Genomic DNA, 15,399 nt, shown 5'->3' with positions numbered 1-15,399 from the left:
GGACAAGGGGCGACAGGGCAGGGCGCCGGAACAGGGGGCCGCCGGAACAGGGGGCGCGGGGCGGGCATGGAGCGGGGCGGGCATGGAGCGGGGCGCAGGTGCGGTGCCCGGTTGGACCGTGCGGGGGTACGGCGCGGTGACGTCCCCGTTGGTGGTGGAAGTAGCGGCCCTGTCCGGCGTGGCTGACTACGTAGGAGGGGCCACCGCGTGAGTCTCTGCGTGTACCCGCCAAGGAACACGTAGAGAGGTGCCACGCGATGGCCCTGGACCAGTCTGCCCTGCTCGAAGTCCTCGACGCTCTCAAGGTCGCTGATGTCGGTGACCGTGTCCGCACCGCCGCGGAGACGATCTATCAGGCGTTGATCGAAGCCGAGCTCACCGACACGATCGGCGCCGCGCTGCACGAACGCACCGACGTCCGGACCGCCCAGCGCAACGGGCACCGCACCCGCACCCTGTCGACCACTGCCGGTGATCTGGAGCTGCGGATCCCTAAGCTAGTGAGCCTTTTTCAACCTGCCGTTCCGGCAGCTCAGGGGCCTGGTTGTGTGGGTGCAGACGCCGAGCTGGCGAGCCGGTGACCTGTGCAGCTGTGGTCAGAGCAGTTGCGCTGCAACCTTCGCGATCTCCTGACGCAGAAGCTCGCTGGTCAGGTTGAAAAAGGCTCACTAGGCACCGGGAGCTTTTCCCGTCGCTGCTCGAGCGCCGACGTCGGGTCGACCAGGCGTTGTTCGCGGTGGTGATGGAGGCCTACCTGCACGGCGTCTCGACGAGGAAGGTCGACGACCTGGTCAAGGCCCTTGGTGCCGACTCCGGAATCTCCAAGTCCGAGGTCTCCCGCATCTGCTCCGACCTCGATACCGAGGTCGGAGCGTTCCGGGACCGGTCCCTGGCCGAGCAACCCTTCCCCTACGTGTTCCTCGACGCCACCTACTGCAAGGCTCGGGAGAATCACCGGGTGGTGTCCCAGGCGGTGGTGATCGCCACCGGGGTCCGCGCGATGGCTGGCGCGAGGTCCTCGGCTTCGCCGTTGGTGACTCCGAGGACGGGGCGTTCTGGACTGCGTTCCTGCGCAGCCTGAAGGCCCGCGGGCTCGGCGGCGTGCAGTTGGTGATCTCCGATGCCCACACCGGGCTCAAGCAGGCGATCTCGGCGGTGCTGCTCGGCGCGGCCTGGCAGCGTTGCCGCGTGCACTTCCTGCGCAACGTTCTCGCTCAGGTCCCCAAGGGCAACGCCGAGATGGTCGCCGCCGCGATCCGCACCATCTTCGCCCAGCCGAAGGCGGAGATGGTCCGGGAGCAGCTCAACGTGATCGCAGGGATGCTCGGCCGCCAATCAGCCAAGGTCGAGACGATGCTGCGTGACGCCGCTCCCGACCTGCTGGCCTTCGCCGACTTCCCCGCCGCGCACTGGAAGAAGATCTGGTCGACCAACCCGCTGGAACGGCTGAACAAGGAGGTCAAACGCCGCACCGATGTCGTCGGGGTGTTCCCCAACCCCGAAGCGCTGCTGCGCCTGGCCGGCGCCGTCCTGGTCGAGGCTCACGACGAGTGGCAGGCCGGTGACCGCCGCTACCTCGGCGAAGCCACCATGGCGCTGCTCGCACCACCACCGCCCGGCGACGAAACAGTGGCCGGACCCGGACTCATCACGGCATGATCTGACCTGCAGAGACCCTCGCGAGCGACTTACACCATCCGAGGGGACGTCACCCCGTGCCGCGCCGTCCAGCGCCGGCTCTCTGTCGATCAGTACATGAGTGCTGCCCAGACAGCGGCCACCAGCGCTCATGTACTGATCGACGGCGTCGCACGGCCCCACGGCGCACCTGGTGGGCTGGTGACCGGGGCGACGGGCAGGTGTGGGCGGATAGGCAGGCGCGGCGGGCGGACGGCTCGACCGGAGCGGCCCGGCGTGGCCGACGCCGTCCGACAACACCGACGCCGTCCGACAACACCGACGCCGTCCGACAACACCGACGCCGTCCGACAACACCGACGCCGTCCAACAACGCGGCCGGTCAAGCCGATGTAGGCGGTCCCGGACGGGGTGCCGCGGTGCGGAAGGTGTGGGCGTGCGAACCCTGTCAGTTGCGCAAACCGCGGCGCAGGCACGCGCCCAGAGCCCCGACCGCGACCGCCGTCCGTGCGTCGTCGTGCACCTCCCGGCGGTCGTCGCCGGTCACCCTGTGCTGCTGAACCGGTGCACATCGGTGAGGGGGTTGCTCACATCACTTTCCGGGTCTACGAAGGAGCCACGGACCCCGGCCGGGCCAGGGGCGTCTCGGAGGAGAAGAGGCGTCTCCCCTGACCGGGCTCCGTACGTGGGGACCGGGCCACGTCCACGCCGAGCACGCCGCGGGAGGCATGTCGTCGTGGGCCTGCGAACCGGGACGCCGGGCGCCGAGGCCGCGCAACACGGCACGTAGTGCACGCCAGGACGCCGGTTCCCGCGTCGGGCCGGGTGGCGCCCTTCGGGGCACCACCCGGCTCCCTTCATGCGCTCAGCCGGACTGCGCGGCGGCGATCGACAGGCCCTCCCGGCCGCCCGCCTCCCACTCCGCGCAGGTGTGGACAATCCAGCGGGCCAGTCCGTCGGGCGTCCCGGAGGCGAACGCCGCCGCGGCCTCCCGGTACTCCGCGGTGCGGCGCAGGAACCCCACCTCGGGCACCGACAGACCGCGCGGGTCCAACCCGGTCGACATCGCGGTCAGCCGGGCCGCCGCCCGGGCCACGACCCCGTCGGCGGTGCCGAACGGCGCCAGGGTCAGCAGCTCGCCGTGCACGACGGCGACCAGCACCGGAGCCGGCACCGAGGTGCCCCCGCCGATCAGGTCGGCCAGTGCAGTGAGCCGTGCCGACGTCGCCGGGCGCGGCCTGCCCAGCACCTGCTCGTGCTCGTCGGCGGGCACGAGGTCCCCCGCGGCCAGCACGTGCAGCCGGGCGAGCCCCTGCAGCGGGGCCCGGCGCCAGGTGTCGAGGAGCTTGGCGCGCTCGTCGGCGATCCGGACGGCGCCCGCGAGGACCGGGTCGGAGACGTGGTCGGCGGTGACCGGCCGCAGCGGGGCCCCGTCGATCGCGGCGGAGGAGCGGGCGGCGCGCAGGGCGGCCTCGGCAGCCGTCGCGGGCCAGCCGCGCCGGTTGACCGGCTGGTTGTGCACCTCGGTGGCCGCGTCGCGGGCGCGGGCGACCGCCTCGGCGACGCCGGGGAGTGCGGCGAGCGGGGCGAGTGGATCGGCTGCTGCGGGGCGGGCCATGGACGTCATCGTCCCAACCGGCGGGCTACCGCCCGGTAAGTACCCCTGCGGTGTGGACCGCTCGGCGCCCGGTCGTGGTGATCCGTCGACCGCCGGACATCCGCCCGCTCGCCCTCGGGGGTCCCGCGGACACCCTGTCGCACCCGGGAACGGCTCCCCACCTGCGCGGACGGTCAGGTGTGGCGTTGGCGTCCGGTCGGTACCTGTCCCGACAGACGGTGCACGGGCGAGGACGGTTCACTAGCGTCGGACCGCACACGTGTGCGCACACCGAGTGCGCCCGAGGCCGCCACGTCGGCCCGAAGTGACCCGCCGCGTCGAGGAGGACACCAGGACATGGCCGAGTCCGAGAAGAGTTCCGCGCTCAGCGCGCTCTCCAGCGAGAGCAGGTCGTTCCCACCGTCGGAGGAGTTCGCGTCGCAGGCGAACGCCACCGCCGACTGGTACGACCGTGCCGATGACGACCGCGAGGGGTTCTGGGCCGAGCAGGCCGACCGTCTGCACTGGACGAAGAAGTGGGGCACCGTCCTGGACTGGCAGCCCCCGTTCGCGAAGTGGTTCGTCGGCGGTGAGCTGAACGTCGCCTACAACTGCGCCGACCGGCACGTCGAGGCCGGCAACGGCGACCGCGTCGCCATCCACTGGGAGGGCGAGCCCGGAGACTCCCGCACCATCACCTACGCCGACCTGCAGCGCGAGGTCTCCAAGACCGCGAACGCGCTGACCGAGCTGGGCGTCGGCAAGGGTGACCGCGTCGCCATCCAGCTGCCGATGATCCCCGAGGCCGTGTTCTCGATGCTGGCCTGCGCCCGCCTGGGCGCGCTGCACAGCGTCGTGTTCGGCGGGTTCTCCCCGGGCGCGCTCAAGGCGCGCATCGAGGACGCCGAGGCCAAGGTGCTGATCACCAGCGACGGTCAGTACCGCCGCGGCAAGCCGGCCCCGATGAAGGAGAACACCGACGAGGCCGTCGCGGGCACCTCGATCGAGAGGGTCCTCGTCGTCAAGCGGACCGAGACCGACGTGCCGTGGACCGACGGCCGCGACGTGTGGTGGCACGACGTCGTCGACGGTGCGTCCGACCAGCACACCCCGGAGTCCTTCGACTCCGAGCACCCGCTGTTCATCCTCTACACCTCGGGCACCACCGGGAAGCCGAAGGGCATCCTGCACACCTCCGGCGGCTACCTCACGCAGTCCGCGTACACCCACGACGTGGTGTTCGACCACAAGCCGGGCGAGAGCGTCTACTGGTGCACCGCCGACATCGGCTGGGTCACCGGGCACACCTACATCGTCTACGGGCCGCTCGCGAACGGCGCCACGCAGGTGATCTACGAGGGCACGCCGAACACCCCGCACGAGGGCCGGCACTGGGAGATCGTCGACAAGTACAAGGTCTCGATCTACTACACCGCCCCGACGCTGATCCGCACGTTCATGAAGTGGGGCGAGGACATCCCCGCGAAGTACGACCTGTCCTCGCTCAGGGTGCTCGGCACGGTCGGCGAGCCGATCAACCCCGAGGCCTGGATGTGGTTCCGGGAGAAGATCGGCAAGGAGCGCTGCCCGATCGTCGACACCTGGTGGCAGACAGAGACCGGCTCGCAGATGATCGCCCCGCTGCCGGGCGTCACCGCGACCAAGCCGGGCTCGGCCATGCGTGCGCTGCCGGGCATCTCGGCCGCCGTCGTCGACGACACCGGCACCCCCGTCGGCAACGGCGAGGGCGGCTACCTCGTCCTCGACAAGCCGTGGCCGTCGATGCTGCGCGGCATCTGGGGCGACACCGAGCGCTACAAGGAGACCTACTGGTCCCGCTTCGCCGAGCAGGGCTACTACTTCGCAGGCGACGGCGCCAAGTACGACGAGGACGGCGCCATCTGGCTGCTCGGCCGCGTCGACGACGTCATGAACATCTCCGGGCACCGCATCTCGACCACCGAGGTGGAGTCGGCGCTGGTCAGCCACCCGACCGTCGCCGAGGCCGCGGTCGTGGGCGCCTCCGACGAGACCACCGGCCAGGGGATCGTCGCGTTCGTGATCCTGCGCGGGAGCGCGTCGAAGGACGAGGCGAAGGGCGAGCAGGCCATCAAGGCGCTCCGCGACCACGTCTCCAAGGAGATCGGCCCGATCGCCAAGCCGCGCCAGATCCTGGTCGTGGAGGAGCTGCCGAAGACCCGCTCCGGCAAGATCATGCGCCGCCTGCTGCGCGACGTCGCCGAGAACCGGGACGTCGGCGACGTCTCGACCCTCGCCGACTCGTCGGTGATGGACCTGATCTCGTCCGGCATGAGCGAGTCCAAGGAGGACTGACCGGGTCCCCGGGCCCCGCGCGTGCCGCGGGGCCCGGGACCGATGGGCGACACTGGGGTGGTGGACGACCCGATCGAGGTGCGGCGCGGCTTCGTCGTGCCCGCCCGCGAGCTGAGCTGGCGGTTCTCCCGCGCCTCGGGGCCCGGTGGGCAGGGCGTCAACACAACCGACTCCCGGGTGGAGCTGTCCTTCGACCTCGCGGGCTCGCCGAGCGTCCCCGAGGACCTGCGCGACCGGGCCCTGTCGCGGCTGGCGAACCGGCTCGTCGACGGCGTGCTGACTGTCGTCGCGTCCGAGCACCGCAGCCAGCTCCGCAACCGCGAGGCCGCCCGTGGGCGGCTCGCGACCCTGCTCGGCGAGGCGACCGCGGCGGGCCCGCGCACCCGTCGCCCCACCCGCCCGACGCGCGGGTCGCAGCGCCGCAGGCTCGACGCCAAGAACCGGCGCGGACAGATCAAGAAGCTGCGCGGCCGCCCGGACGAGTGAGGCCCCGTCCCCGGCGTGGCGCAGCCGAGCAGCCCGGCGGACCCCGTGGCACGATGGCGGCTCACCGAACGACGGCCGTCCGGGGGATCCCCAGCACCCCGGGCAGGCGAGTGCACCAGCAGGAGGGAAGACGGTGGCCAGCAACAGCCAGTCGGGCAACGCGGAGGTTCCGCCGGTCCTGCCCTCGATCCCGCTCACGAACGAGCCGGGGCCGCGCGACGCGTCCCTCGGCGCCCTCGCGAAGGACGTCACCACCCATCTCTCGACCCTGGTCCGGTCGGAGGTGGAGCTCGCCAAGGCCGAGGTCACGGCCGAGGTGAAGAAGGGCGTGCAGGGCAGCGTCTTCTTCGTGATCGCCGCGGTGATCGGGCTGTTCAGCCTGTTCTACCTGTTCTTCACCCTCGCCGAGTTCCTCTCGATTTGGCTCAACCGTGCCGCTGGCTTCGGGATCACGTTCCTGTTCATGCTGCTCGTGGCCGGCCTGTTCGGCTTCCTCGGCTACCTGCGGGTCCGCAAGATCCGCAAGCCGGAGCGCACCATCGAATCGCTCAAGGACTCCGCGCAGGTGCTCGCCCAGCGCGGCCAGCGCGGTGACCGCGACAACGTCCGCGAGATCGCCGACGGCACCTCCGGGCGGCACGCAGCCGCGGGCTGATCCGACGTGTCCGCGACTGCCGGCACTCCGCCCGGCCCCTCGGTCGTCCGGATCCCCGGTCCGTGGACGCACCGTGCGGTGTCGGCGAACGGCATCCGCATGCACCTCGCGGAGTACGGCCCACCGACCGGCCCGCTGGTCGTGCTGCTGCACGGCTTCCCGGAGTTCTGGTGGACCTGGCGCCACCAGCTCCTCGCCCTCGGCGACGCCGGCTACCGGGCCGTCGCGCCCGACCTCCGCGGCTACGGCGACACCGACAAGCCTCCCCGGGGCTACGACCTGTGGACCCTCGCCGGGGACTGCGCCGGGCTGATCCGGGCGCTCGGGGAGTCGCGCGCCCACGTCGTCGGGCACGACTGGGGCGCCACGATCGGCTGGACGGTCGCCACGCTGCACCCGCGTCTGGTCGTCTCGCTCACCGGGCTCGGGGCGCCGCACCCGATCGTGATGCGGGACGCGCTGCTGCGCGACCCCCTCGGGCAGGGGGCGGCCAGCCGCTACATGGCCGGGTTCCAGCTGCCGCGGCTGCCGGAGCGCTCGCTGCGCGCCGACGGCGGCGCCCGGGTCGGCCGGATCATGCGGGCCTGGGCGGGGCCGGAGTGGGCCGCGACCGCCGACTTCGCCGACGTCGTGGCCCGCAACGCCGAGGCGATGCGGATCTCCACCGTGGCCCACTGCAGCCTCGAGTACTACCGCTGGTCGATGCGCTCCCAGCTGCGCCCCGACGGCCACCGGTTCGCCCGTGAGGTCTCCCGGCCGGTGGGGGTGCCGGTGCTGCAGGTGCACGGGGCCGACGACCCGTGCGTGCTCGACACCACCATGCGCGGCGACGAGCGGTTCGCCGGCGCCGGGCTGACCCACCACACGCTCCCGGCCACCGGGCACTTCCCGCAGCAGGAACACCCCACACACGTCACCGCCCTGATCGGTGCCCACCTGCAGCGCTGCGACGGCTGATCCGAGACCGGTTCCCCGTCGTCCGACGTGCACGGATACGCTCGGCCACCGTGCGGATCCTGATCGTGGGAAGCGGTGCGCGTGAGCACGCCATCGCCGTGGCTCTGGCGCAGGACCCGGAGGTGACGGCGCTCGCCGTCGCCCCCGGCAACGCGGGAACGGCCGCGGTGTCCGAGCAGCTCGGGCTCGACGTCACCGACAACGGTGCCGTCGTCGAGCTGGCGCGGACCTGGAAGGCCGACCTCGTCGTCATCGGGCCGGAGGGTCCGCTGGTCAACGGCGCGGCCGACGCGGTCCGGGAGGCCGGGATCCCCTGCTTCGGCCCGAGCGCCGAGGCGGCCCGGATCGAGGGGTCCAAGGCGTTCGCGAAGGCCGTGATGAGCGCGGCGGGGGTGCCGACGGCCTCGTCGGTCGTCGTCGACAATCCGGCGCACCTCGACACCGCGCTGTCGGTGTTCACCCCGCCCTACGTGGTCAAGGACGACGGATTGGCCGCGGGCAAGGGCGTCGTCGTGTCCGACGACGTCGAGGTGGCCCGCGCGCACGCCCTCGGGCTGCTCGACGCCGGCCACCCGGCGCTGCTGGAGTCGTTCCTCGACGGGCCCGAGGCGTCGCTGTTCTGCCTCGTCGACGGTGCCACCGTCGTGCCGCTGCTGCCCGCGCAGGACTTCAAGCGCGTCGGCGACGACGACTCCGGCCCCAACACCGGCGGCATGGGCGCCTACTGCCCGCTGCCCTGGGCGGGCGAGGACCTTGCCGAGGAGCTCGTCGCCCGGGTCGTCGCGCCGGTCGCCGAGGAGATGGTGCGCCGCGGGACCCCGTTCACCGGGCTGCTCTACGCCGGTCTCGCGCTGACCTCGGAGGGCCCGGCGGTCATCGAGTTCAACTGCCGCTTCGGGGACCCGGAGACCCAGGCCGTGCTGGCGCTGCTGCGCACCCCGCTGTCGCAGCTGCTGTTCGCCACCGCGATCGGCACCCTCGCCGAGCAGCCCGCGATCGAGTGGGCCGAGGGGGCGGCGGTGACCGTCGTCGTCGCCGCGGAGGGGTACCCGGCCACCCCGCGGCTCGGTGACGTCATCACCGGCGCCGAGGGTGACGGCGTGCTGCACGCCGGCACCCGTCGCCGCGACGACGGCGCGGTCGTCTCCTCCGGCGGGCGCGTGCTGTCGGTCGTGGGCACCGGCTCCGACCTCGCCGCCGCCCGGGCCGAGGCCTACGCGCGGCTGACGCCGGTCCGCCTCGCGGGCTCGCACCACCGCACCGACATCGGTCTCAAGGCCGAGCGGGGCGAGGTCAGCGTCCCGGTTGCGCAGGGTTGATGTTACCGCCGCGTAACGCCCGTATGGCCTAGCGCGATTAGTCCGAATGGGTCCACCTGGGTGTTCGAAGGCCGGTTGTTCGATGATCATGAAGAGCCGGTTAAAACGGACACCAGGATTTGATCTCCACCGGTGCGGCGGGGAATCGTCCTGTGGCACAGGGGCACAGCCGGTGCCCCTGAACCTCAGGAGGATCATCATGGCCCACGCTCCCCAGCAGGCCCGTCGTCGTCGCGCCCTCGCCCTCGTGGGTGGCGTCGTCGCCGCGCCGCTCGCCGCCCTGGCGTTCACCGGTACCGCGCAGGCGGCCGAGCTGACCCCGGTCGCCGAGTACCTCGACGAGACCGTCGCCGACACCGACGCGCAGGTCGGCGCGGTCGTCGACGCCCTGGGCTTCGAGGCCGAGTGACACCGGGCGGGCCCCGTGCCCGCCCCGGTTCGTGACTGACCGCGCGCCCGGGAGGGGCTCCCACCCGGGCGCGCGGTCCGGTCCTCCGCGGGCCGCCGCCTAGGCTCGGCGGCGTGACCCGCCTGACCGTCGCCGCCCGCGTCGCCGTCGCCCCGTTCCATGTCATGGACGTCTGGGCCGCCGCCGCCGAGCGGGCCCGCACCCACGGCGACCTGATCAACCTCTCGGCCGGGCAGCCCTCGACCCCGGCGCCGGGACCGGTCCGCGCGGCCGCCGTCGCCGCCCTGGGGTCGCAGGTGCTCGGCTACACCGTCGCGCCCGGCATCGCGGAGCTGCGCGAGGCCGTCGCCGGGCACTACCGGCGGACCCGGGACCTGGACGTCGACCCGGGTGACGTCGTCCTCACCACGGGGTCCTCCGGCGGGTTCCTGCTGGCCTTCCTCGCCGCGTTCGACGCGGGCGACCGCGTGGCCATGGCCCGTCCCGGCTACCCCTGCTACCGCAACATCCTCGCCGCGCTGGGCTGCGAGGTCGTCGAGCTGCCGTGCGGTCCCGCCACCCGGTTCCAGCCCACGGTCGAGATGCTCGAGGCGCTCGACGAGCCGGTGAAGGGCCTGATCGTGGCCAGCCCGGCGAACCCCACCGGCACCGTCCTCGACCCCACCGAGCTCGCCGCGCTCGCGTCCTACTGCGAGGACCGCGGCATCCAGCTCGTCAGTGACGAGATCTACCACGGCATCACCTTCCCGGGCAGCCCCGCGACGAGCAGCGCCTGGGAGACCTCCCGCGAGGCCGTGCTGGTCAACTCGTTCTCGAAGTACTTCTCGATGACCGGCTGGCGGCTCGGGTGGCTGGTCTGCCCACCGCGGCTGCGGCGCACCGTCGAGGGCCTCGCCGGCAACTTCACCGTCTGCCCTCCGGCGCTGCCCCAGCACGCCGCGCTCGCCGCGTTCGACGAGGCGAGCTACGCCGAGGCCGACGCCCACGTCGTGCGCTACGGCCGCAACCGCGACCTCCTCCTCGACGGACTGCGCGCACTCGGGATCACCCGGCTCGCCCCCGCCGACGGCGCGTTCTACGTCTACGCCGACATCGCGCACCTGCTGCACGACGGCGAGGACTCGATGGGCCTGACCTACAGGCTGCTCGACGAGACCGGCATCGCCGTCGCACCGGGGCAGGACTTCGACCCGGTCGACGGCGGCGGCTACGTCCGCTTCTCCTGCGCCGGGACGCCGGAGGCCATCACCGAGGCGCTGGAGCGGCTGCGGGCCTGGGTCTGAACGGGCCTCAGAGCACCAGCTCGGGCTTCACCGCCGTCGCCGTCCACACCCGCTTGCGGTACGCCGCGAACGTCGCCAGTGCCAGCGCGCCGACGAACCAGGCCACCAGCACAGGCACCGCCGTCCCGACGACACCGGCCAGCTCACCGCCGTACATGAGGTGCCGCAGCGCGTCGACGGCGTAGCCCATCGGCATCACGTGGTGCACCGGGTACAGCGGCGCGGGGATGGTCTGCCACGGGAACGTGCCGCCCGCCGAGACGAGCTGCAGCACCATCAGGACCAGCCCGAGGAACTGCCCGACCGCGCCGAGCAGCGCGTTGAGGGCGTGCACGATCGCGGTGAACGTCATCGAGGTCATCCACAGCAGGGCCAGCGTCGCGGCCGGGTGCACCGGTGCGATACCCAGTAGCAGCGACACCACCGCGTACATGCCGGTGACCTGCACGATCCCCAGCAGGCCGGCCGGGATCCAGCCGCCCAGCGCGATCCGCAGCGGGCTCTGCCCGGCCGCGATCGCCCGCCGGGACAGGGGCTGGACCAGCAGGAACAGCACGTAGCCACCGATCCAGGTGGCCAGCGCCATGAAGACCGGGGCCAACCCGGCGCCGTAGGTGTCGGCCTGGGAGTAGGCGACGTCGCGGGTGGCGACCGGGTCGCCGATGTTCGCGGCGGTGGCCTCCCGGACCCCCGGTGCCGGGTTCGGGATGTCGCCCAGCCCCGAGGCCAGGCCGTCGTGCAGCTGCGTCGCACCGCCGGCGAGCTCGCCGGTGCCGGCGTCGAGCCGGCGCGCCCCGTCGGCGAGCCGGTCGGTGCCGTCGACGGCGGTGCGCTCCCCGGCGACGAGCTGGTCCGCCCCGGTCCGCAGCGCGGTGGCGCCGGTGGACAGCTGTGTGGAGCCGTCGGCGAGCTTCCGCACGCCGCCGGACAGCTCGCTCGCGCCGTCGCGCAGGGACCCGGCCCCGTCGGCGGCGCTCGCGATGCCCTGGCTGAGCTGCGGCGCGGACGCGGCCAGCTGCTCGGCACCGTCGGCGACCTGCCCGGCGCCGGACCCCAGCCGGTCGAGCTGCCCGGACACCTGCTGGACGCGGGCGTTGCCGTCGACGAGCGGCTGCTTGGCCGTCGCCAGCGCGGCGAGGGCCTGCTGGACCTGCTCGTCGGTGAAACCGCGTTCGCGCAGCGACGCGGCGATGGTGCCGTCCGCGGCGTCGAGCTGGTCGGCGAGCCGGGCGCTCTCCTGGGCGACCCGGTCCCCGGCCGCGGCCAGCTGCGCGTTGCCGTCGGCGACCTGGCGGGCGCCGTCGGCGAGCCTGCGCGACTGCGCGGGCAGGTCCGCGGTGGCGCTGCGGAGGGTGCCGAGCCCGGTCGCGAGCTCACCCGCGCCCGAGGACAGCCGGTCCGCCCCGGTCGCCGCGGTCCCGGCACCGGAGGCGAGGCTCCCCGCCCCGGTCGCGAGCCGGTCGGCGCCGCCGGAGAGCTGCGTCGCGCCGTCGAGGAGCCGGCGCTGCCCGGACGCGAGCTCGCCCGCCCCGGAGGCCAGTTGGCCCGCCCCGTCGTGGGCGGTCGCCGCGCCGTCGGCGAGCGTCCCGGCGCCGTCCGCGGCCTCCTGGGTCTTGGAGTGGATGGTGGAGAAGCCGGTGAGGAACCGGTCCGCGGCCTGCGTCCCGACCTCCTTGGCGACCGACTCGCGGACCCGGGTGGTGAGGGTGTCGGCGATCGTGCGGGCCAGGTAGTTGTTGGCGTCGTTCGTGGTGAGCACGAGGATCCCCTGGCGCGGGGTGAACTCACCGGAGGACTGCAGGGCCGCGGTGAAGTCGCGGGGGATCGTCAGGGCGAAGGTGTAGACGTTGTCGCGCACACCGCGGTCGGCCTCGGCGGCGGAGACCCGGTGGAAGTCGAACGAGCCGGACTCGGTCAGCTCCGTGGCGACGTCCTGGCCGACGTTCTGGGCCTTCCCGTCGGCGTCGGCGCCACCCGTGTCCTCGACGACGAGCGCGGCGGGCACTTGGTCCAGGCGGGAGTAGGGGTCGCCGTTGGCGTAGAGGTAGAACCCCGCGTAGAGCATCGGGATCAGCAGCAGGGCGAGCACGGCCAGGACCGGCAGCCGCCCGGCGGTGATCCGCCTCAGCTCGCTGATCGCCATCCTGACCGCGCTCATGAGGTCCTCTCCGTGGTGTCGTTCCCGGTGGTGTCGTTCCCGCTGGTCCCGCTGTCGGCCGTGGACCCGGGGGGTTCGGTGGCGTCGGGCGGTTCCGGGGCGGGCTCCGCACCGGGCGGGATCGCCGTACCGGCGTCCTCGGTGCCGATGGCTGTGCCCGGGTCGGGGACCGGCGCGGCCCCGGACGGGCGGCGCAGCAGCCGCCGGGTCCAGCCCTGGGGCAGGTCGTCGGCCCCCTGCCGCGCGACGACGGTCAGCGGCCCCGTCGGGTCCTCGGGCCTGCTGTGCCGCCCGGGCGGTTCCGGGAACGCGCCGGCGTCGCCGCCGCCGAGCCGGACCGCCGGCACCCCCAGCAGCGCCGCCGACCCCTCGGTGCAGGTCACGATCACGGTGAACCCGGCACGGGCGTGCTCGGAGGCCACCTGCCACCAGGTCACCGGCGTGCCGCCGTGCCGGTCCGGCGCAGTCAGGACGAGCACCCGCACCCCGGGCCGGGACGCGGCGAGTGCGGTCATCAGCCCGATCCGCACGGGTGCGGGCACGTCCTCGAACCGTGAGCGCACCCAGCTCTCGGCGCCCCGTGCGCCCAGCCACTCGGTCACCGCCCGCGGGGTGGTGCCGCGCCCGGCCATCGCCAGTTCCTCGCCGACGACGGTCCGCAGCGGCAGCACCGGCTCCGGCTCGCTGACCCCCGGTGTGTCGACGACGGCGACGGCCCGGCGCAGCCGACGGGGGTCGTCGTCGCCGTCGAGGGTGACGGTGCCCTGGTCGGGCCGCATCCGCCCGGCGAGCGCCAGCGCGAGCGCGGTGTGCCCGGACCCGGGGGTGCCCGTGACCAGCAGGACCGAGCCGGCGACGGCGCGCAGCGAGGTCGGCGCGAGCAGCACCCCGTGGGCGCCGTCGACGGCGACGCCATCGGCGACGAGGGCCGTCTCCGGATCGGATGCGGAGACGAGGGCGGACGAGGGGGTGGAGCTGGTCATGACGGTCCTGCTGTCCTGGGTGCCACGGGCCGCGCGACTCCCGGCGATCGCGGGTCCGCGCAGCTCACCGGCACCGGTCGGGGGTCGGGGCCACCGGCGCGCAGCGGTGCGGACGCACGGGCACGACGGCGGCGGAAGCCTAGGCCGACGCCTGCTCCGGCGTCCGGCCGTCGCCCAGTGTGGACCCGATCGTGCGGGCCGACTTGACCTCGGACGACAGTGAGTTGACTCTGCGCGACACCGTGACGGCGGCGACGACGGGCCTCCGACGCGGCGACGGTCGCCGCCGCGGCGGCCGCGTGCCCGCTGCCGATGCCGCCCGACGGGTTCCCGACCGGATCGACGGTGGAGCGGGGCGGCGGCCTCAGTTGCCGAGGGCGGTGCGGGGCAGCATCCCGGGACCACCCGGGGAGCCGGTGCTGGCCGGGCCGACCTCGCCGATCCGGTCCAGTGCCGCCTTGATGTGCTTGTCGCCGACGTCGCGGTGGGTCATCAGCCGCAGCTTGCCCGCGATGGCACCTGCGCGGACCCCGGCCTCGGCGAACGTGGCGATCGTGCCGCGCACGTCGGCCACGTCCACCAGCACGATGTTGGTCTGCGGCTCGCGGACCCGCCAGCCGCGCTCGCGCAGCCCGGCGGCGAGCCGCGTCGCGAGGTCGTGGTCCTCGGCGAGCCGGTCGATCTCCTCCAGCGCGACGAGTCCGGCCGCGGCCAGCACCCCACCCTGCCGGACGCCGCCGCCGAGCATCTTGCGCAGCCGCCGGGCGTGCTCGACGAACTCCGCCGACCCCGCGACGACCGACCCGGCCGGCGCACCCAGCCCCTTGGACAGGCACACCGCGACCGTGTCGGCGCCGACGGTCAGCGCGCCCGGCGGGACCCCGAGTGCGACCGCGGCGTTCCACAACCGGGCGCCGTCGAGGTGCACCGACAGCCGGGCGGCCCGTGCCGCCGCGGCGACGGCGGCGTGCTCCTCCGGAGCGGTCACGGTGCCGCCCGCGGAGTTGTGCGTGTTCTCCAGGCACAGCAGCACCGGGCGCAGCGCGGCGTAGGAGCCGTCGTCGACGGCGGCCCGGCGCACCGCCGCGGCGGTGACCTTGCCGGGGCCCGCGTCGTGCGGCAGCGGCCGCGGCATCCCGCCGGCCAGCCAGGCGGCCGTGCCCAGCTCGAAGTCGAGCACGTGGGCACCCTGCGGGGCGAGGAACGCCTCGCCTCGGCCGAGCCTGCTCATCAGCGCGATCAGGTTGGCCATCGACCCGGTGGGGGTCCACAGCGCGTCGGCGGCGCCGAGCAGGCCGGCGACCCGTTCCTCCAGCTCGCGCATGGTCGGGTCGCCGTCGAGCACGTCGTCGCCGACCTCGGCCTCGGCCATCGCCCGGCGCATCGCCTCGGTCGGCAGCGTGACGGTGTCCGACCGCAGGTCGACGGGCTCACCGGGGGCCGGGGCGGCCGCCGTGCCGCGCGTGCCACCACGCGACGACCAGCGGCTTCTGGGTGACGGGCGCACGCCTCCAGTCTGTTCCATACCGGTCACGGTGAGAACGGCAGGGTCACGAAACGGTCACGGTCCCCTGTCCCAC

General features: G+C 73.7%; 11 protein-coding genes and 2 pseudogenes. 9 read left to right on the top strand and 4 right to left on the bottom strand.

The genetic code is table 11. The annotated features are described in order from the left end of the window. Nucleotides 1-257: 257 nt before the first annotated feature. Together XF36_RS23075 and XF36_RS23070 are read left to right on the top strand one after the other, a co-directional pair. Nucleotides 258-497: pseudogene (locus tag XF36_RS23075) on the top strand (transposase); the annotation flags it as partial. Nucleotides 498-670: 173 nt separating this feature from the next. Continuing rightward, nucleotides 671-1,659: pseudogene (locus tag XF36_RS23070) on the top strand (IS256 family transposase); the annotation flags it as partial. 844 nt (nucleotides 1,660-2,503) lie between these two features. On the opposite strand, the gene XF36_RS23065 reads toward XF36_RS23070, so the two are convergent. Further along, complete coding sequence (locus XF36_RS23065; RefSeq protein WP_060713584.1) at nucleotides 2,504-3,256, bottom strand: hypothetical protein; 753 nt, start codon at nucleotides 3,254-3,256, stop codon at nucleotides 2,504-2,506. 336 nt (nucleotides 3,257-3,592) lie between these two features. On the opposite strand from XF36_RS23065, the gene acs reads away from it, so the two are divergent. The 7 genes from acs to XF36_RS23035 all read left to right on the top strand — a co-directional run bounded on the left by acs (nucleotide 3,593) and on the right by XF36_RS23035 (nucleotide 10,678). Beyond that, nucleotides 3,593-5,569 carry an acetate--CoA ligase gene (gene acs, locus XF36_RS23060; protein WP_060713583.1) on the top strand — a complete coding sequence of 659 codons (1,977 nt, stop codon included), beginning with the start codon at nucleotides 3,593-3,595 and terminating at the stop codon, nucleotides 5,567-5,569. 42 nt (nucleotides 5,570-5,611) lie between these two features. Continuing rightward, nucleotides 5,612-6,055 carry an alternative ribosome rescue aminoacyl-tRNA hydrolase ArfB gene (arfB, locus tag XF36_RS23055; RefSeq protein WP_086002413.1) on the top strand — a complete coding sequence of 148 codons (444 nt, stop codon included), beginning with the start codon at nucleotides 5,612-5,614 and terminating at the stop codon, nucleotides 6,053-6,055. Between the two features lie 133 nt (nucleotides 6,056-6,188). After that, a complete protein-coding gene (locus XF36_RS23050) occupies nucleotides 6,189-6,710 on the top strand; it encodes a phage holin family protein (protein WP_060713582.1) in 522 nt (173 codons plus the stop codon). A 6-nt stretch (nucleotides 6,711-6,716) separates the two neighbouring features. Then, a complete protein-coding gene (locus XF36_RS23045) occupies nucleotides 6,717-7,667 on the top strand; it encodes an alpha/beta fold hydrolase (RefSeq protein WP_060713581.1) in 951 nt (316 codons plus the stop codon). A 50-nt stretch (nucleotides 7,668-7,717) separates the two neighbouring features. Continuing rightward, nucleotides 7,718-8,986, top strand: coding sequence for a phosphoribosylamine--glycine ligase (purD, locus tag XF36_RS23040; protein WP_060713580.1), 1,269 nt, complete (start codon nucleotides 7,718-7,720; stop codon nucleotides 8,984-8,986). A 199-nt stretch (nucleotides 8,987-9,185) separates the two neighbouring features. Beyond that, nucleotides 9,186-9,395, top strand: a complete 210-nt coding sequence (locus XF36_RS31815) for a hypothetical protein (protein ID WP_145981470.1) — start codon at nucleotides 9,186-9,188, stop codon at nucleotides 9,393-9,395. A 164-nt stretch (nucleotides 9,396-9,559) separates the two neighbouring features. Beyond that, nucleotides 9,560-10,678 carry a pyridoxal phosphate-dependent aminotransferase gene (locus tag XF36_RS23035; RefSeq protein WP_202968593.1) on the top strand — a complete coding sequence of 373 codons (1,119 nt, stop codon included), beginning with the start codon at nucleotides 9,560-9,562 and terminating at the stop codon, nucleotides 10,676-10,678. Between the two features lie 7 nt (nucleotides 10,679-10,685). Here XF36_RS23035 and XF36_RS23030 read toward each other — a convergent pair whose 3' ends face one another. The 3 genes from XF36_RS23030 to XF36_RS23020 form a co-directional block, all read right to left on the bottom strand. Beyond that, complete coding sequence (locus tag XF36_RS23030; protein ID WP_060713579.1) at nucleotides 10,686-12,836, bottom strand: YhgE/Pip domain-containing protein; 2,151 nt, start codon at nucleotides 12,834-12,836, stop codon at nucleotides 10,686-10,688. After that, nucleotides 12,833-13,819 carry an ATP-binding cassette domain-containing protein gene (locus XF36_RS23025; RefSeq protein ID WP_193393983.1) on the bottom strand — a complete coding sequence of 329 codons (987 nt, stop codon included), beginning with the start codon at nucleotides 13,817-13,819 and terminating at the stop codon, nucleotides 12,833-12,835. The genes XF36_RS23030 and XF36_RS23025 overlap by 4 nt, the downstream gene beginning before the upstream one ends. A gap of 364 nt (nucleotides 13,820-14,183) precedes the next feature. Further along, on the bottom strand, nucleotides 14,184-15,344 hold the full coding sequence (locus tag XF36_RS23020) for a threonine aldolase family protein (protein WP_060713578.1): 1,161 nt from the start codon (nucleotides 15,342-15,344) through the stop codon (nucleotides 14,184-14,186). Nucleotides 15,345-15,399 lie beyond the last annotated feature (55 nt).

This window comes from Pseudonocardia sp. HH130629-09 (genome assembly GCF_001294645.1).
GTDB lineage: Bacteria > Actinomycetota > Actinomycetes > Mycobacteriales > Pseudonocardiaceae > Pseudonocardia.
Note: the sequence above shows the minus strand (reverse complement) of the source record. Positions and strands in the feature narration are given on the sequence as shown.

Excerpts from the sequence above, each read along its gene's own strand:
- XF36_RS23065 (WP_060713584.1), bottom strand. The coding sequence starts at position 3,256 with ATGGCCCGCCCCGCAGCAGCCGATCCACTCGCCCCGCTCGCCGCACTC.
- acs (WP_060713583.1), top strand. The coding sequence starts at position 3,593 with ATGGCCGAGTCCGAGAAGAGTTCCGCGCTCAGCGCGCTCTCCAGCGAG.
- arfB (WP_086002413.1), top strand. The coding sequence starts at position 5,612 with ATGGGCGACACTGGGGTGGTGGACGACCCGATCGAGGTGCGGCGCGGC.
- XF36_RS31815 (WP_145981470.1), top strand. The coding sequence starts at position 9,186 with ATGGCCCACGCTCCCCAGCAGGCCCGTCGTCGTCGCGCCCTCGCCCTC.
- XF36_RS23035 (WP_202968593.1), top strand. The coding sequence starts at position 9,560 with ATGGACGTCTGGGCCGCCGCCGCCGAGCGGGCCCGCACCCACGGCGAC.
- XF36_RS23030 (WP_060713579.1), bottom strand. The coding sequence starts at position 12,836 with ATGAGCGCGGTCAGGATGGCGATCAGCGAGCTGAGGCGGATCACCGCC.
- XF36_RS23025 (WP_193393983.1), bottom strand. The coding sequence starts at position 13,819 with ATGACCAGCTCCACCCCCTCGTCCGCCCTCGTCTCCGCATCCGATCCG.
- XF36_RS23020 (WP_060713578.1), bottom strand. The coding sequence starts at position 15,344 with ATGGAACAGACTGGAGGCGTGCGCCCGTCACCCAGAAGCCGCTGGTCG.